The organism is Anaerocolumna sp. AGMB13020, assembly GCF_033100115.1.
Taxonomy (GTDB): Bacteria; Bacillota; Clostridia; order Lachnospirales; family Lachnospiraceae; genus Anaerocolumna.
In genome coordinates this window covers 1,727,863-1,746,267 of the sequence record NZ_CP136910.1, presented here as the reverse complement: position 1 = coordinate 1,746,267, position 18,405 = coordinate 1,727,863, and the positions used below count along the sequence as shown (strand labels likewise).

Sequence of the window (18,405 nt, the reverse complement as noted above, 5' to 3'; positions counted from 1 at the left end):
GCAATTGTATTAAACTAGTAGTTGAATTAGAACTTTTCCAAATTTTCATAAAAACAAAACATAAGTTCGAAAAATGCCTGATATACAGCATTCCTAACAAGGAGGTAAGAAAAGCCACACTATAAAAAGAGGCTTTTTGCTATGAAAAATAATCAGGAAAATTATAACAATATGTCAATTTTATCACATTATAAATCATTGTCACTGTAAAAGATATGAACTATTATAGTCTAGACCCTAAAACTGGGTAATAAACTGTGCAAATAAATCATCAAATCAGCTTGAAATTTATATTATTTGTATAATAAATACAAAGTGACAGGGCTTTTCTGATGGAAACAAAGAGGTGATAGCGTGGAGAGGATAAAAGATTTTCAGAGGGATATCCTTAAATGTCTGAAGGAAAACTCAGTTAAGGATGAAATCCTTGCATATACCCAGACGGATATGACTTTAACAGGAGAATTTGCCAGAGGTCTTGTTATACTTACAAAGACAGAGCTAATCTGTATTCTTACAGAACGGACTGATAAGGAAATATTTCATTTCAAAGGTTCGGGTCTGAAAAGTGAAAGGTTCTTACGCAGTGAGGATAAATATACACTGGAAAAGCTGCCGCTTAAGGACATTGAAAGTCTTCAGGTTCTTCGGAATGTCAGCGGAGGGATTCTCTGTACTGGCAATCAGGGAGAACAAAAAAAGGAAGCATCTGGGAACGAAAAAAGTAAATCGTCAACAATTACAGAAGCAATAACAGAAACAAGAACAGAAACAGTCACAGAAGCAAACACAGAAACAAGAACAGAAACAATTGCGGAAACGATTACAGAAACAAACACGGCACAGAACCAAACTGAAATGAGCAGGGAGCTTAAAATTGCGGCCTTTACCAATTTAAGAATGGCTGAGGTAATGCATTTTGTTAAGCTTTTTTCTGTGTTCAAGGAAAAGGGTGAACTCTCGGAAGAAGACTTAAAACTGGAGGAAAAGGATGAGTACTGTCCAAAATGCGGCAGGATGTATCCTGACAGTGAGCGGAAAATATGCCCCGGCTGTATGGATAAGCATTCTGTGTTTATCCGTTCCCTTGCCTACTTTAAGCCATATATACTGCCAATGATATTAATGATATTCTGTTATATCATAACCGCCGGACTGAATCTGGTCTGGCCTTATCTAAGCGGAACAATTCTTTATGATAAGGTTCTGGCAAGAGACAGTGCTTTTCTTCAGTTTCTTGGGCATCCGGCTATGAAATATACAACTGCCTTGATACTGGTAGCCCTTGTCATGCTGCTGACGAAGATTACTTTGCAGGCAGTTGGTATCCTGCAAGGTGTCCTCACTGCAAAAATCGTACCTCAGGTAGTAAAAGGCATGAAGACCCAGGTATTTGATTCCATGGGAAAGCTGTCGGTGAGCTTTTATAACAGCAGACAAACGGGAAGTCTTATGACCAGGGTACTTAGTGATGCGGAAAGGGTAACGGGCTTTTATATTGACGGACTTCCGTATCTGTTTGTTAATATTCTGACGTTGATTGCCACGTCTGTTGTTATGTTCTGTCTGAATTGGAAACTGGCCATAACAGCCTTAATCTTTGTTCCGGTTATCTTTACCATAAGCTTTCGTCTGCTTCCAAGGCTCTGGCAGTTCTATGGAAAACGCCACCGGGCAGAAAGAAGCATGAATGCCTGTCTGAATGATAATCTTACCGGTGCAAGGGTGGTGAAGGCCTTTGGACAACAGCAAAGTGAAATCACAAGGTTTGAAAAGAGTAACGGGAAAGTCCGCAATGCGGAATTGTCCCTGGTGGGGTTTGACAATAAGTTCTTCGCACTATATTGTACTTTTGAAAATATTGCATCCCTGCTGGTATGGGGACTTGGCTCCTATCTGCTGATCAAGGAACCAAATCTGTATTTTGGTCTGCTGGTGACCTTTGCAGGTTATGTCCAGCAGTTAAACGGTCCCCTGGATTTTATGTCTTATGCTTTCCGGTGGTTTACGGAGAGTATGAACAGTGCCCAGCGTATGTTTGAGATTATCGATGCCGTGCCAGATATTACGGAAAAGGCAGACCCGGTAGCACTTACTGATATCAAAGGAGATATCGAACTCAGGAATGTGACATTTGGTTATGAACCCAATAAGCCCGTTCTTAAAAACATAAATCTAAAAATAGAATCTGGTAAGATGCTGGGAATTGTAGGCAGGTCCGGTGCAGGCAAATCCACACTGGTAAATCTTATCTCGAGGCTGTATGACCCTGTAGAAGGGGAGATTTTTCTGGATGGTATAAATATTAAGGATATAGCTTTTAAGGATCTCCGACAGAATGTAGCCATGGTATCGCAGGAAACATATATCTTTATGGGCAGTGTGGCTGAAAATATCGCTTACGGAAATGCTTCCGCTTCCGTAGAAGACATCATTAATGCAGCAGTGCTGGCAAGTGCCCATGACTTTATCTGTAAGATGCCGGACGGCTATGATACCATTATCGGTTCTTCGGGAAGAGAGCTTTCAGGCGGGGAAAGACAGAGAATCTCCATAGCAAGAGCGATACTTACCAATCCCAAGATACTTATTCTGGATGAGGCAACGGCCTCTGTGGATACGGAGACAGAGAAAGCCATCCAGGCATCCATTCAGTATCTGGTATTGGGCAGAACCACAATATCCATAGCACACAGGCTATCGACTTTAAGAGATGCAAACCAGCTGGTGGTGATTGATAACGGAGAAGTAACGGAAGAAGGTACTCATACAGAGCTTGTTGCAAAAAAGGGTACCTATTATAAATTAAAGGAGCTACAGACCAAAGCTCTGGCTTTAAAGGGAGTATAGAACTTGAATCAGACAGAGTAAGAGGCAGGAGGTAATATTTGTGAAGAAACAGGATGAGAACATAAATAACCATATATCGGATGAATTTGATCTGGAGGTGATGGAGAAGGAAGCAGAAGCTATGATGAAGCTGTGCTTTATCACAGAGGAAAATGCAGAATTTGCACCGACAGAAGGAGGTTTTGTTTCTTTAAGGATGGGGGAGGAATTCTATCATAGGATACAGGTATATTATACCTTCCCATTAACACATAACACCAGCTACATTTCTATCAGGGAACCCGATGAAAAGGCAAAGGAAATCGGTATAATAAAGGATCTGAATAAAGATGTGTCCGAGCAGACCAGAGAGCTGCTGATGAGTCAGCTGCGTCTGCGATATTTTACCCCCATGATAGAGAAGATCAACAACATCAGGGATGAATACGGATTTGCATATTTTGATGTTGTTACCAATCAGGGACAGTGCCGTTTTACCATACATATGGGTGGCGGGTCCGTAGTACATCTGACAGATACCAGATTGATAATAACGGATCTGGATGGTAACCGTTTCGAAATACCGGATACAGGAAGACTGTCTGCGAAGGAGTTAAAGAAACTGGATCTGTTTTTATAAGGCAGGCAGAAATGAGGTAAATCTTATGGAGTTAAACTTTCGGTTAACCGGTAAGGTAAAGGAAGTCTTGCAGCTAAAGGCCGGTGAAGAAATAAAATATAGTGTACCCTATGACATTGATGAGAGTGGAAGATTGACAGAGGATGGGTATATCATTGTAACAAATCTGAGGCTTTTTATTATCAAGGGAACGGAGATAACCTACCAGAATAAGCTTGCAGCCCTTGAGAAAATCAAATGTGAGCCTATGGTGAACAACGGACTGCTGGTAGTCAAGGAATATGCAGAGGATTATGAGAAATATCTTGCACGCTTTACCATGCATCATATGGTCAGAATATCCCTGGCAGCAAAAGGAATTGAGAGGTTGCTGGAGCATAATGATAAGGAAATAAGAAGTAATGAAAGGGAAAAAACCTGTCTGAAGTGCGGGAGAGCCTTACCCGGTACCAGGATATGCCCAAACTGTGACGGAAAACAGGTTACGGCAGGAAAGTTCTGGGGATTGATTAAGTATTATAAGCTCCAGCTGGTTTTCATGGCATTGGTTGCTATCATATCTTCTGCCTTAAGCTTATACATACCGCAATTTCAGAAACCCTTTATAGATAATATATTGGTTACCAAAAATGGAACCTCGAAAGATATCCTGTCCTTCTTTTCAATCATGCTTTTCTTTACGGTGGTTCAGATATTGGTCCAGGTCGTAAAGAACTGGTGGTTTGTATACCTGGGTGCCAGAATCAGTATGGATATCAGGGCAAGAATGTATGAGAAGATACAGGAGCTTACCCTTTCCTTTATTCTGGATAAAAGACCAGGAGAATTAATGAACCGGGTTGCACAGGATACCAGAAAGATACAACGCTTTATGCAGGAATGCTTTGGACATATGTTTTCCTGCCTGATAACCATGACGGGAGCCATCGGCATCATGTTGGCACTGGATGTGAAGATGACTTTGGTTTCGGTTGTCTTTCTGCCCCTTGTCTATTTTATATCAGGAGCTTTTCGAAAGAATATACACAGAAGATTCCACCTCCAGTGGGTGAAGAGTGATAAACTTAACAGCTCCCTTCAGGATGTAATATCGGGAATTCGTGTGGTGAAATCCTTCGGAAAGGAAAAGGAGGAATCTGAGAAATTTAACCATCTGACGGAGGAATATGCAGCAGTTCAGAGCAGAAATGAAGTATTTTGGGCCAGCCTTTACCCGGTACTGACATTTATTATGAGCATGGGAATTTATTTTGTACTGTATTTTGGAGGGATAAAGGTATTAGATGGTAACATGACAGTGGGAACCCTGATGCAGTTTAATGCCTATGCCTGGATACTGTATGGTCCCTTAGGCTGGATGACCCATCTTCCAAGAATGATTACGGAAATGGTTACCAGTCTTGAACGAATTTATGATGTACTGGATGAAGAACCGCTGATTCTTAACAAATCAGATGCTGTACAGCATAGTATATCCGGGGAGATAGAATTTAAAAATGTCAGCTTTGGCTATAAATCCTATGAGCCGGTACTTAAAAACATAGACCTTCATATTAAGAAGGGGGAATATATAGGACTGGTAGGTGCCTCCGGCACTGGCAAGTCTACGATGATAAACCTGATTATGCACCTTTATGAAGCGGATGACGGAGATATCCTTATAGACGGCCGTAACATAAAGGAATTGGATCTGGAGCATTATCATTCCCAGCTTGGAGTTGTTCTGCAGGAGACTTTTCTCTTCTCAGGCTCCATACTGAATAATATACGCTTTGCCAAGCCGGAGGCATCCATGGAAGAAATCATACAAGCGGCTAAGGCTGCCAATGCCCATGATTTCATCTGCAAGACACCTGACGGCTATAATACCTATGTGGGAGAACATGGATATAACCTTTCCGGCGGAGAACGGCAGAGAATTGCAATTGCAAGAGCAATCTTAAACAATCCGGGAATATTGATACTGGATGAAGCAACCTCCAGTCTTGATACGGAAAGCGAATATCTGATACAGAAAGCCTTAGAAAGACTATCAGCAGGACGAACCACCCTGGCAATCGCTCATCGTCTGTCGACGCTTAGAAGGGCGGACAGACTGATAGTGATAGACGGACACAGTATAGCAGAGACAGGAAGTCATAATGAATTAATGGAACAACAAGGGATTTATTACAACCTGGTCACAGCACAGCTGCAGATGCAGAGTCTTCAGGGGCAAAAATCATAAATTGACTTACATAGAGATGGGTTTGCGGAATAGATAAAAAATCTATTCGCAAACCCATCTTTTCTTATCCTTTTCCATCTCTTATTTTTTGTAAATATATCTCAACAAAAACGAAATAACGCAATAAATGCTTGGTTTTTCGCAATATATAATAAGCGGGAATACAGACAGATAATTATAATTGTACTATACCATAGGGTATCCAGGCATCAAAGTAACCATAAGTGCTTTAATGGAATCTTAAGGTGTGTCTGAATGGTGCTTGTACTGTGCTACGTGTCAGGGCGGTCCCTTTGATTCAGATATACCCTTGCATCATATGCGGAAACGGAGGAAATATGAAAGTAAGTAAGAACAGAGAAAAAACAGAAGAATATAGAAAAAGGGCAAAAGAACTTGTAGGCAGAATGACATTGGAGGAGAAGGTATTTCAGATGCTGCATTCTGCTCCTGCTATTGAAAGACTTGATATTAAGGCATACAATTGGTGGAATGAAGGACTTCACGGTGTTGCCAGAGCCGGTGTGGCAACAGTTTTTCCTCAGGCAATCGGTCTTGCAGCAACCTTTGATGAAGAACTGCTAGAAGAGATAGCGGATGCTGTATCCACGGAAGCCAGAGGTAAATTTGCCATGCAACAGGAGTTTCAGGATACGGATATTTATAAAGGTCTCACCTTTTGGTCACCGAATGTTAACATCTTCCGTGATCCCAGATGGGGCAGAGGCCATGAAACATTTGGAGAAGATCCCCATCTTACATCAAGACTTGGTGTTCGGTTTATAAACGGACTTCAGGGGGAGGATGAAAATTTCCTAAAGACTGCTGCCTGTGCCAAACATTTTGCGGTACATTCAGGTCCCGAATCTCTGAGACATGAATTTAATGCAACAGTTTCTGAGAAGGACCTGTACGAAACTTATCTTCCTGCCTTTGAAGCCTGTGTGAAAGAAGCCGGTGTGGAAGCAGTTATGGGGGCTTATAACCGGACCAATGGAGAACCCTGCTGCGGCAGTGAACATTTGTTAAAGAAAATATTAAGAGAGAAATGGGGGTTTGAAGGTCATGTGGTTTCTGACTGCTGGGCTATCAAAGATTTCCATGAGAATCATAAAGTTACTTCCGGACCGGTGGAATCTGTAGCACTGGCTGTAAGGCAAGGGTGTGATTTGAATTGCGGTAATATGTTCGTGCATCTGCTCCAGGCAGTGGAAAAAGGCCTGGTAAGCGAGGAGGAAATTGATCAGGCGGTTACCAGACTGTTTACAACCAGAATAAAACTAGGATTAATGGAAGAAAAAGATAAAATGCCCTATAGGGATATTACCTACCAACAGGTAGACTCTGCAGAGATGAAGGCGCTTAATGAGAAAGCAGCGAAGGAGTGTCTCGTATTACTTAAGAATGAGAATCATGTCCTGCCTCTTAAGAAGTCTGATATAAAAACCATCGGTGTCATTGGGCCGAATGCAAACAGCCGTAAAGCACTGGTAGGAAATTATGAGGGAACAGCTTCCAGATATATTACCGTATTGGAAGGCTTACAGGATTATCTGAAAGATGAGGTAAGAGTATACTATTCTGAGGGCTGTCACCTGTATGAGGACAGAAAGAGTAAGCTTGGTATGGCGAATGACAGACTTGCAGAGGTTAAGGGAGTGTGCAGGGAAAGTGATGTGGTAATTGCCTGCCTCGGACTTGATGCAGAACTGGAAGGGGAAGAAGGCGATACCGGAAATCAGTTCGCCAGCGGTGATAAGCCTGATTTAAACCTTCCAGGCTTACAGCAGGAAATTCTTGAAACCATTTACAATAGCGGTAAACCGGTAATCCTTGTACTGCTCAGTGGAAGTGCTCTAGCTGTAAGCTGGGCAGATAAACATGCTGCGGCAGTTCTTCAAGGCTGGTATCCTGGTGCAAGGGGAGGAAAAGCAATAGCAGAAGCAATTTTTGGTGAGTATTCACCGGAAGGAAAGCTCCCTGTAACTTTCTACAAAACTTCAGAAGAGCTTCCGGAATTTACGGATTATGCAATGAATAACCGTACCTATAGATATATGAAGCAGGAGGCCTTATATCCCTTTGGTTACGGACTTTCCTATACGAACTTCTCCATTGCTGCTGTGGCGGCAGATACCTTAAACATTACGGATAAAGGTGTGAAAATATCTGTGAGCTTAACCAATACGGGAGAATACGATGGTGGTGAAACGGTACAATTATATATAAAGGCCGAGAGAGCAGGTACTCCCAATGCCCAGTTGAAGGCTTTTCAAAAGGTACATCTAAAGTCCGGTGAGAAAGCAGAACTGCAGTTTGACCTGGCAGCGGAAGCCTTTGCCTTATATGATGAGAAGGGTATCAAGCGGCTGGAACCCGGAAAGTATACGGTCTACATAGGAACCTCTCAGCCGGATACACGAAGCATTGCTTTGACCGGAACAAGTCCTAAAGCTGTCAGCCTGGAAGCAGTGAAGGAAATAACCTGGTAAGAGCAGCCTGTAAAATAGTTTTCAAAGGATAGATTAATCGACAGGGAAGAAACCCAAGTTGGCAAGGGAAGGAGCACACAATGAATTACGAAATGGGCTGGCTTAACTACCATAGAGGTAAGACAGAAGAATTACCAAATTATATGGGGCAGCTTTATTACACCGAAGAGGACACGGTTCTCTTAAGTGCTATAGAGGAGTTGAAATTGGCTGCAAAAGGCATGTTTGGCTGTGAGCTTGCAGTGTCAAAGGATAATACAGTTACCGGTGACAAAGGTATTTTTCTTAAGGTGAACAAAGGGGCGGGTATTTCAGAGGAAGGATATCGCATAACCGCAAAAGACAGCTTCGTACTCATTGAAGGCAGTACATCAAGAGGTGTATTGTACGGTACCTATGCGTTTCTGAGAAGATTACATAAAAACCCGGACCTTACAGGTTATAGGGAAGAAAAAAGCCCTGACAATCCTCTTCGTATGTTAAATCATTGGGATAATATGGACGGGAGCATAGAAAGAGGATATTCGGGAGAATCCTTTTTCTTTCAGGATAACGAGATTCTGATTAACAGCCGTACAAAAGACTATGCTAGATTGGCTGCTTCTGTCGGAATAAACGGGGTAGTAATCAATAATGTAAATGTCAAGGGAGCAGCAACCTGGCTGATAACCGACCGTTATTTTGATAAGTTGAAAAGTCTGCAGGATATTTTTAAGAGCTATGGAATCAAATTATACCTGAGTCTGAACTTTGCAGCACCAATGGAGCTTGGAGAATTGCATACTGCGGATCCGTTATCCGAAGAGGTCAAAGCTTGGTGGCAGGACAGAATACAGAAGGTCTATGACAGCTTACCGGACCTTGGCGGTTTTCTGATAAAAGCGGATTCAGAAGGCAGACCCGGACCCTTTACCTATAAGCGAACCCATAGCGAGGGAGCAAATATGCTTGCGGCTGCGGTAAGGCCTTATGGCGGACTTATAATATGGCGGTGCTTTGTTTATAACTGCATGCAGGACTGGAGGGATAAAAAGACCGACAGGGCCAGAGCTGGCTATGATAACTTTAAGCCGTTAGACGGAAGTTTTAGTGAGAATGTAATTCTGCAGATTAAGAACGGACCGATGGATTTCCAGGTAAGAGAACCTGTAAATTCCTTATTTGGTGCAATGGAACAGACCAATCAGATGCTGGAGGTTCAGATAGCACAAGAGTATACAGGGCAGCAGAGACATGTGTGCTATCTGATACCAGCTTTTAAGGAAATCCTGGAGTATCATACTGGTTATGGTGAGAAAGACACCGTAGGAGAGATTATTGGAGGAACAGCCTCTGGCAGCAGAAATTGTGGTATTACAACCGTTGTCAATACCGGTAATGACAGTAACTGGACAGGACATGACCTTGCAGCTGCCAATTTTTATGGTTTTGGAAGACTTGCCTTTGATCGGAACCTGTCTGCCGAGGAGATTGGAGAAGAGTGGATACGTGCTACCTTTGGAGGAGAGAAGAAAGTGGTGGATACCATCTTGGAGATCCTGATGATGTCCTGGCCCGCCTATGAAAAATACACCTCTCCCCTTGGTATCGGCTGGATGGTCAATCCAAACCATCACTTCGGTCCAAACGTTGACGGTTACGAGTATGACCGCTGGGGAACCTATCACAGAGCAGACCGGTTTGGTCTGGGAGTTGACAGGAGCAGTAAAGGAACCGGCTATGCAACGACCTACAGTGAATCCAATGCATTATTATATGAAACTGCAGAGAGCTGCCCCGAAGAGCTGCTGCTGTTCTTTCATTATATTGAATACAATTACTGTCTGAAAAGCGGAAAAACCCTGATACAGCATATTTATGATACCCATTTTGAGGGGGCTAAAGAAGCGGAGCAGATGGCCGCTATGTGGGAGCAGCTAACAGGATATGTACCAGAGGAAATACATAAAAGAGTTATGGAACGTCTGGAATTTCAAAAGAATCACGCCTTGGAATGGAGAGATGTTATCTGCTCTTACTTTTACCGTAAGTCTGGTATTCCGGATATTATGAAACGAGAAATCTACTAAAGGAAGAGGAAAAGTGAATCAGATCAGAAAACTTATATTGCCAAGGCTTATCAGTGATGGAATGGTACTAAATCGTAATGGCAAAGCGAATATCTGGGGGCATGCACTACCCGGAGATACTATCTGCATCCACTTTCTGGGAGAAGTAAGGGAAACCAGTGCCGGTGAAGACGGTAAATGGAAAGTATCTTTTCTGAATCTTCCGCCTGGAGGCCCTCATACCATGAAGATATCCTCAAAAAGCAGTGGGGAAATCGAATTGAAAGATATCCTTATAGGGGATGTATTCTTAAGTTCCGGCCAGTCAAACATGGAACTCCCAATGGAACGTGTGAAGGATTTATATCCGGAGGAAATGATAAATTGCAGGAACAACTATCTAAGGCTTTTTAAAGTGAAAGAAAAATACCATTTTCCTTATCCTTTACAGGAATTGGAATCCGGTAACTGGAAGAGTGCTGACCCTTCTGATATTACAGAATTCTCAGCGGTATCTTATTTCTTTGAGAAGTATCTCTACGAAAGTACTTCTGTACCGGTAGGCGTAATCAATGCAAGTCTTGGCGGCTCCCCCATACAGGCCTGGCTGGGGGAAGAAGAGCTGAGTGAGTACCCTGCCTATAGAGAGGAATTGAATGCCTACAAAAACAATCAGCTGATTGAAGCAGAGCTTGAAAGGAATACGAAGCAATCGGAGGAATGGTATCAGGCACTGGATAAAGCAGATAAAGGCCTAAAGGAAGAGATACCTTGGTACGCAGAAGCAGTCGGGGAAGATGGCTGGAAGGAGATTAAACTGCCGGGGCATTTTCAGGATGCCGGGATTGTGGACTTTACTGGTAGTATCTGGTTCCGTAAAACTATAACACTGCCTGAAACCATGGCAGGAAGAAGTACCTCCCTGTGGCTTGGTACAATTGTCGACAGTGATACAGTATACGTAAACGGTGTATATATAGGGGGAACTCCCTACCAGTATCCGCCGAGGAAGTATCAGATACCGGCAGGAGTCTTAAAAGCAGGTGAGAATGTAATTGCAGTACGTGTAATCTGTGATAATGGTAAAGGCAGATTTACCCCCGGGAAGATCTATAGGCTGTTTACAGAGAAGGAAAACATAACTTCCGAGAAAAAAAGCAGATTAGAAGAAAGCATTAATAGAACGAAAAAAAGTAATTCTGAGGATAATAATAGAAAAGATGCGTATATCAGTGCTGAAAGAAGCAATGATTTAGAAGGAAGCAGCAGCTTAGAAGGAAGCATCAGCTTAAAAGGAAGCATCAGCTTAGAAGGAAGCATCAGCTTAGAAGGAAGCTGGCTATATAAAATTGGAGCAAAGTGCGACAATAAGCCAGCTGCGAATTTTATCAGCTGGAAACCCGCCGGTTTATACAATGGAATGATAAATCCCTGTCATGAATACTCCTTATCAGGTGTCTTGTGGTATCAGGGAGAATCAAATACCGGTAATCCTTCCGGTTATTCAGTGCTATTTCAGAAACTCATTAGTTCCTGGAGAAGAAAATGGCAGCAGAATGACCTTCCTTTTCTATATGTACAGCTTCCAAACTTTGAAATTGATATAGCAGAAGGTGACGATGGCTGGCCGGCTTTAAGAGAGGAACAAAGGTATGGGCTTTCTATTCCGGGAACGGCTATGGTTGTTGCCCTTGACTTGGGTGAAGCCAACGATCTTCATCCTCTTCGCAAAAAGGAGATAGGATACCGCCTGTCACTGGCAGCCAGATTTCTGGTATTAAAAGAGCAGACAGAGTATTCAGGACCGGTGCTTAAAACAAATGAAACGGTTGTTGATACGGAGAATAAGAAAATAATTCTAAGCTTTTCCCATGCCGGAGGAGGACTTACTGCAGGTGATGGCAGCAACCATCCGGGGAATTTTCTGCTTGTGGGGGAAGCTGGCAGTTCTACAAAAGCTGAGGCAGTAATACAGGAGGAGTCAGTAATACTTACTTATAAAACTTCTCTGAAACCAAAATATATCCGGTATGCATATACCAACAATCCCGAAGAAGAGTTGCTTTACAACGGGTATAACTTACCAGCTTCTCCGTTTGTGATATGTTTGAATTAAGTGACACCTGGAACTAAGTTTCAAGGTATCCAGATGTTTATTTTACAAAAAATGATCTGTAGGACTAAGTGCCTATGGATCTTTTTTGTATAATTCCTTATAAGATCAGAGAAAAAAATTTCAATAGAATAACCTTGAAAGTGTTTGACATAATCCTGTCCAACCTGTATATAATGTAATACAAGCTTGTTAGGGTGTGTCGGAAGTTCTTGCACCGTTTTGAACGCTTTCGTAAGCGGCATATCCGCGCCAAATCAAAGACAAGCAGGACAGGAAAAGAGGCAAACATGAAAAAGAAACTGTGGCTGTTGGGCATCTGTATAGCTGCCATCTTAATTATATTTGCAGGAAATGTTATCAGACAGTTAAAAGAAAGCAATAACATAGAGAAAGTAAATAATACACCTGCAAGAACCGGAGAGATTATGAAAACAGCAGAAGCTCAAAGACTGCTGGCCTCCCTGGGTGTAAAGACAGAAGAAGCAGATGCAAAACAGGAAAATGAGCTGACCTTCAAAGAAGCACGCAGTTACCTGGCACTGATTACAAAAACCCTTGACCTTGCCGAAAAAGACATAACGGATAAATTAACTTATTCCTTCTCAGACCTGGAGGATGGGAACAAGATGAGGGTTTCGGAATTCCTTGGTCTCTATCAGGCAGTACTGGATAGTGTAGATGAAGAGGCTCTTCCGATAGCAGAAAAAGAAGTATACATATTAGGCAGCAGGGATGAAGATAATTCAGAAGTCATTATAACGGACGCAGGAGAATTCAACTTAAGGAATCCAGTCAGCTACGAAGAATTTTATAAAGCCGGTAAATTAACGGACGTTGAAGATACAATAACCGGGGGCAATGCAGGAGAAACCGCCGATAATCTGCCAGCAACCAGAACAGTAAAAGCTTCAGACTATACGGATATGGCAGTAACAGTACTTCTTAAAGGAAAGGATGTTATTTATATAAAAGGAACTTCTGATAAAGAATGGGTTCTTTCCAATCTCTGGATTATAAAAGGTAAGGACAATAAGATAAGCACCTATGTAAATGGTTTTACGAAAGAATTTCTGACAGAATATCCGCTGTCGGAGGAAATTGAAAACACAATCAGTAATGTTACTGTGAAAGATAAAAAGATTATCAGAATAACTATGAAACCTGATACCATCAAAGGAAAAGTGCTTTCTGCGGGTAAAAACAGCATTGAGATCCAAGGATATGGCAAAGTTCCTTTAGAAGATGGCTATAAGATATATAAAATCTATGGTGATTTATCCATGGAGGTAACAAACAGTATACTGGTCGGATACAGTACCACAGATTTTGTTGTGGCAGACGGAAAAATAGCAGCAGCCCTCATTACAGAACCGATTAAGGCTGAAAATATACGTGTGCTTATTAAGACGGATAATTTTAACAGCATATTCCATGATCAGGTGGTACTTACAGCCAACAAAGACTTCACTGTAACGGCAGGCAAAACAGTAAAGAAGCACAAAGCTGGGGATAAAGTAACGATTAAGGCCACAAATAAACTCTTTAGCGAAGGCAGGCTGCTCATTGAGACCCAGGGAGAAAACGGAAAGATCACAATCCTTTCTGTAAACAGATCCGGAGGTAATCCGAAATACAGAGGAAATATTGAAGTGGCCAAAGAAACAGATGGGCTGACAATCGTAAATGAACTATCCATGGAAGAGTATCTCTACGCTGTAATACCAAGTGAAATGCCCACTTCCTACAATATGGAGGCATTAAAGGCTCAGGCAGTCTGTGCCAGAAGTTACGCTTACAATCAGCTGCTGGCAGGTGCTTTAAGTGAATACGGTGCCCAGGTGGATGATAGTGTCAGCTATCAGGTATACAATAACCTTCCGGAAAATGAACAGTCCATATTGGCAGTGAAGGATACCTACGGCAAGGTTATAAAATATGAAGCGAAAGTAATAGATGCATATTATTTCTCGACATCCTGGGGACATACAGCATCTTTAAAGGAAGTATGGGGCAGTGAAGTGGCAGCACCCTATTTAACAGGAAAAGCACAGGCTGTATATGATCTGGTAGATCAAAAGACGGTATATGCAGCATCATTTCATCCGGAGGATATTGACTACTCGGATGAGACTGCATTTCGTAGCTTCCTGGAAAAGCCTGAGTATGATACCTATGACAGTGAATTTCCCTGGTATCGCTGGAAGGTAACCATGACAAAAGACGAATTGACGAAGGCCATTAATCAGAGTCTTAGCAGCCGCTACAAAGCCAATCCCGCTTATATTCTGACTCTGACGGGAGGTACCCTGTCAGGAAATCCGATTTTTGAAAGCAAGGATATCAGTACCATCGGGGACCTGACAGACATAAAAATAGCCGCCAGAGAAACCAGCGGCGTGGTATCAAAAATATATCTGGTAGGAACCAAAGCAACGGTTTCCATTCAGAGCGAATATAATATAAGAAGCCTTTTATCACCTATCACCTCAAAGATTATCAGGGCAGATGATAGTACTGTCAGCTCGTTGAAGCTGCTGCCCAGTGCCTATATCTGCTTTAACAAAGGAGAAGATAAGATTACCATAAAAGGCGGAGGTTACGGACATGGAGTTGGTATGAGCCAGAATGGAGCGAAGGCAATGGCCGACTCCGGCAAGACCTTTGATCTTATTCTAAAACACTTTTATACCGGTACGGAGATTGGATTTATCTATTGATTACTTGCTTTTAATCCCATCATTGCTGTCCTCTTCTTCCTCGCCCTGTTCCTGGATATAAAGTTTATCAATGGCTTTACTGTCCTTTGCTTTTAAAGCTTTCCGATGCTTAAAGAGGTATTTCATATAAAATACCAGGTCACCGGAGGACAGTACCACGTTGATTTCACCGCCAATGAAGAGGATATGCATGATGAAATAGAACCATAACATAAACAGCACGATAGCTGTAAGGCTTCCATAGGTACGGGAATAGTTACTCATGTTATCGATATAATAGGAATACAGGTAAGAAAACCCCATCCAGCCGGCAGCTGCTATAAGTGCGCCGGGAAATTCACGGTATAATCTGGTGGTCCGGTTGGGTATGGCTATATAGACCATAAGGAAGAAACAGGTAAGAATAAGCAGACCTGCAATGGTCCGGATGCTTATAATAACCAGCGCTAAATGGGTGAGTACGGGGATTTTCTGTATAATCCAGTCATAAAGCTGATTACCAAATACCAATATGAAAATAGTAACAATCAAAATTATCGTAAAAACCAGAGTATAGAAGGCAGAAATAAGCCGCAGTTTAAAATTGTTGCGGCTTTCTCTTATTCCGTAAACAGCGTTCAGACCTTTCACAATACCAAGAATTCCTCTGGAAGCTGCCCAGAGAGCAGATATAGCTGCGGTAACAGAAATTAATGTACCGGAATCATTATGGTAGATTTCTTTTATCACACCAATAACCATTTCGTCTATGCTGTCAGGAAAGAACTGATCAATTACTGTCAGAAGTACCTTCTGGTCAATGGACAGATATTGTATCAAAGTCAGAAACAGCATAAAGAACGGGAAAAAAGAGATAATTACAAAAAAAGCAGCCTGCGCAGAGAAAGCTGCAATATTATCATCTTTGACTTTACGCCCGAAGGCACGTATTATTTTATATATGGATATGAGAATATTCATTGGTTACCTCGCAAAGAACACCAAAAAGTGCTTATGTACTGTTTATTATATGTGTATTTTAAGGTATATTATACCATCTGTGACTGGTAAGTACAACCAGGATAGGATTATTGCCGATAATAAAGACAAAATTGAGTTTCTATTACATAAGTTCATGGAAAATTAGACCTCTCGGGTGTTTCTCGCTTTTTGAATTTTACTTCGGTCTCCCATGGAGAAAATTGATTTTGATATAACCATAATTAAAATTCATGTATGCGTTATCATCTATAGTCATACCAATTCTAATTCTTCTGGTAAAAGAGTACATTGTGTTTTAACGTAGCCTTCCTCATCCAATACTTCAACCTCATAGGCTTCATTTGGTTTTTCAAATACCATAATAACAACACCTATTTCCCCCTTTTTAATCCCTTCATCACAGTCTTTCATGATTTTGACAGTGTCACATTCCTTAAATTTCATCTATATTTCCTCCACTCAATCTTTTACAAAAATTGTTGTTAACTCTGGGGACCATTCGAATCAGTTTTAATAATCCAACCAGTTCTTACATTTACCGTTTTTCCGTTTGGTCCTGTAATCGGTATATCCATTGCATGTGGTAAATACGGAGATCCTCTTTTGGACATGTGGATATGAATACTGTTAAATTCACCAGACTGTTTTACAGATGTATCAATACCAGCATAGGCTACAAGTGATGAAGCATTATGTTATTAAATTTAGCCCTAATTTAATTAAATTTATTTACCAAACATCAATTCGAGATACTACAAATTGTATATACATTTCATCTGTTATATCCCCTGGAATTTTTTCTTCATCGATATGTAACTCAAAACCACCTACTTCAATAATTCCATTTTGTTTATCCCTCAATCTTCCTTTAAAAATATATTTAAATTCGTCTTCCATTTTTTCAATGCTATCTTCCATAGTATCACTTAATACAATATTTTCTATATCTAGACATTCTAGTGGATCAGTTAATTCATCTCTAATATTATAATTACACGGACAAGAAAAACATTTCAAACTTTCTACATCATTTGTGACTTTTAAAATAGCTTCTTTTCCATCTTTATCTATCCATTCAATTTTCTCAATATGCATTATATTCCCTACCTTTCAAATCCTAAACTTGGGGCTTTCTTAATTAACTCAGATATGTTTTTTATATGGAATGTAGTTATTTCCCCTGAGAGTATTGGAACTACACCTGAAAATCCGATTGTATACCCAAGGCAAATTTATCGCTAAAGTCTCTTAATTCATATCATGGATTCTTCCGGTGTTATACTATAATATACATATCTAAATTACCCAATATATAAATATTACTGTTTTAACGAATATATATAATCAATTCTTGTTTTAGTTGTAAAGTCCGTTTCAACAATTTCATACTCATCTTGATCTAAAAGCGTTTTGCATTGTTCTACATAGAAAATATTGCTTTCTTCAACAATGTCTATTTTTCTATCAAACACTTCTATTAACCTATCATATAAAAAATCAGGTAGCACTCCCATTTTTATACATTCAATAGATAGTAAAATTGTGTAAGCCCTCTTAGTTATATCATTTTCATTAAGTTGCTTCCATTCTTCCTCTAATATTTTTGCAGATGCTTGAATCGCATTAAATCCATCTTCCACCTCCATCAAAATTTATTTTAATTTTACTATTGCTTTCAGAACGAAGTGCCATTAAACTAGACATTAGGGTTTCTCCTTTGTGTTAATGTTTGTTGTGGTGACTACATTCTAACAAAGTTGAAACTCTTTTTCTATTGTTTAGGCTTCACTTTTTAAGTGAAAGCAGTAATTAGATAAAAAATACAGTTACTATGCGGTGCGCAGCACCGTTGGACGGATTATCATGAATAATTCAGGTTTAAGTATTCTTCTGACTTCTTATATACAGTACTAAACTCATCAATCTTAAACGCCATATCACAGCTTGTTTTAAATTGTTATAGAGTTCTTCCTCCTTGGGAATCTTCTTATTTACATATTTGAGTAATTTACTGTATTCCACTCTGTATTCCTCTCTTTTTCGTTCATTGTCCACTGCATGGAAAAAATCACCAACCGAATCCCAGTAATACATCTTATACCTCTTTCCTATCTAGGTTATTATCCGCTCTTTTGCATTTTGCTTTGTCCAAGCATATACAGTCTTATTGTAAATTCTGAAAAAAGCTGTAGTAGGAAAGGATTTTGTTGCTATATCCTTCCTGCTGCAGCATCTTTATAACTTAATTCTCATAATTTTAGTCTATCAGCGATTGCCTTATTGTCTCCTCTAACGTAGTTGCAATTTCTGTTAACTGCGTTTGAATTCCAGTAAGAATCTATCATCTGTACCGTT

Annotated in this window: 13 protein-coding genes; 7 read left to right on the top strand and 6 right to left on the bottom strand. The window is 40.7% G+C overall.

Annotated elements, in window-relative coordinates; all coding sequences use genetic code 11:
- The first annotated feature begins 354 nt into the window (after positions 1-354).
- The 7 genes from R2R35_RS06930 (at position 355) to R2R35_RS06900 (ending at position 15,069) form a co-directional block, all read left to right on the top strand.
- Positions 355-2,850, top strand: coding sequence for an ABC transporter ATP-binding protein (locus tag R2R35_RS06930; RefSeq protein ID WP_317733774.1), 2,496 nt, complete (start codon positions 355-357; stop codon positions 2,848-2,850).
- A 40-nt stretch (positions 2,851-2,890) separates the two neighbouring features.
- Entirely contained in the window at positions 2,891-3,469 is a 579-nt protein-coding gene (locus R2R35_RS06925; protein WP_317733773.1) for a DUF1854 domain-containing protein, read from the top strand.
- Between the two features lie 25 nt (positions 3,470-3,494).
- Positions 3,495-5,696: an ABC transporter ATP-binding protein gene (locus R2R35_RS06920; RefSeq protein WP_317733772.1), complete on the top strand. Its 2,202-nt coding sequence runs from the start codon at positions 3,495-3,497 to the stop codon at positions 5,694-5,696.
- A 338-nt stretch (positions 5,697-6,034) separates the two neighbouring features.
- The gene (locus tag R2R35_RS06915) at positions 6,035-8,188 is read left to right on the top strand and encodes a glycoside hydrolase family 3 C-terminal domain-containing protein (RefSeq protein WP_317733771.1); all 2,154 of its coding nucleotides are present in this window, start codon (positions 6,035-6,037) and stop codon (positions 8,186-8,188) included.
- Positions 8,189-8,268: 80 nt separating this feature from the next.
- Positions 8,269-10,257 (top strand): alpha-glucuronidase family glycosyl hydrolase, encoded by a 1,989-nt coding sequence (locus R2R35_RS06910; RefSeq protein WP_317733770.1) that lies wholly within the window; start codon positions 8,269-8,271, stop codon positions 10,255-10,257.
- A gap of 13 nt (positions 10,258-10,270) precedes the next feature.
- Positions 10,271-12,352 carry a sialate O-acetylesterase gene (locus R2R35_RS06905; protein WP_317733769.1) on the top strand — a complete coding sequence of 694 codons (2,082 nt, stop codon included), beginning with the start codon at positions 10,271-10,273 and terminating at the stop codon, positions 12,350-12,352.
- A gap of 287 nt (positions 12,353-12,639) precedes the next feature.
- Positions 12,640-15,069, top strand: coding sequence for a SpoIID/LytB domain-containing protein (locus tag R2R35_RS06900; RefSeq protein ID WP_317733768.1), 2,430 nt, complete (start codon positions 12,640-12,642; stop codon positions 15,067-15,069).
- Here the strand turns inward: R2R35_RS06900 and R2R35_RS06895 are convergent, their stop codons facing one another.
- The 6 genes from R2R35_RS06895 to R2R35_RS06870 all read right to left on the bottom strand — a co-directional run bounded on the left by R2R35_RS06895 (position 15,070) and on the right by R2R35_RS06870 (position 18,144).
- Complete coding sequence (locus R2R35_RS06895) at positions 15,070-16,029, bottom strand: YihY/virulence factor BrkB family protein (RefSeq protein ID WP_317733767.1); 960 nt, start codon at positions 16,027-16,029, stop codon at positions 15,070-15,072. It lies immediately after the preceding gene.
- Between the two features lie 273 nt (positions 16,030-16,302).
- Positions 16,303-16,494 (bottom strand): DUF4926 domain-containing protein, encoded by a 192-nt coding sequence (locus tag R2R35_RS06890; protein ID WP_317733766.1) that lies wholly within the window; start codon positions 16,492-16,494, stop codon positions 16,303-16,305.
- Positions 16,495-16,532: 38 nt separating this feature from the next.
- Positions 16,533-16,712: a hypothetical protein gene (locus R2R35_RS24665; RefSeq protein WP_442872287.1), complete on the bottom strand. Its 180-nt coding sequence runs from the start codon at positions 16,710-16,712 to the stop codon at positions 16,533-16,535.
- 67 nt (positions 16,713-16,779) lie between these two features.
- Positions 16,780-17,145 carry a hypothetical protein gene (locus tag R2R35_RS06880; RefSeq protein WP_317733765.1) on the bottom strand — a complete coding sequence of 122 codons (366 nt, stop codon included), beginning with the start codon at positions 17,143-17,145 and terminating at the stop codon, positions 16,780-16,782.
- Between the two features lie 224 nt (positions 17,146-17,369).
- On the bottom strand, positions 17,370-17,696 hold the full coding sequence (locus tag R2R35_RS06875) for a hypothetical protein (protein WP_317733764.1): 327 nt from the start codon (positions 17,694-17,696) through the stop codon (positions 17,370-17,372).
- Positions 17,697-17,928: 232 nt separating this feature from the next.
- The gene (locus R2R35_RS06870) at positions 17,929-18,144 is read right to left on the bottom strand and encodes a hypothetical protein (protein WP_317733763.1); all 216 of its coding nucleotides are present in this window, start codon (positions 18,142-18,144) and stop codon (positions 17,929-17,931) included.
- Positions 18,145-18,405 lie beyond the last annotated feature (261 nt).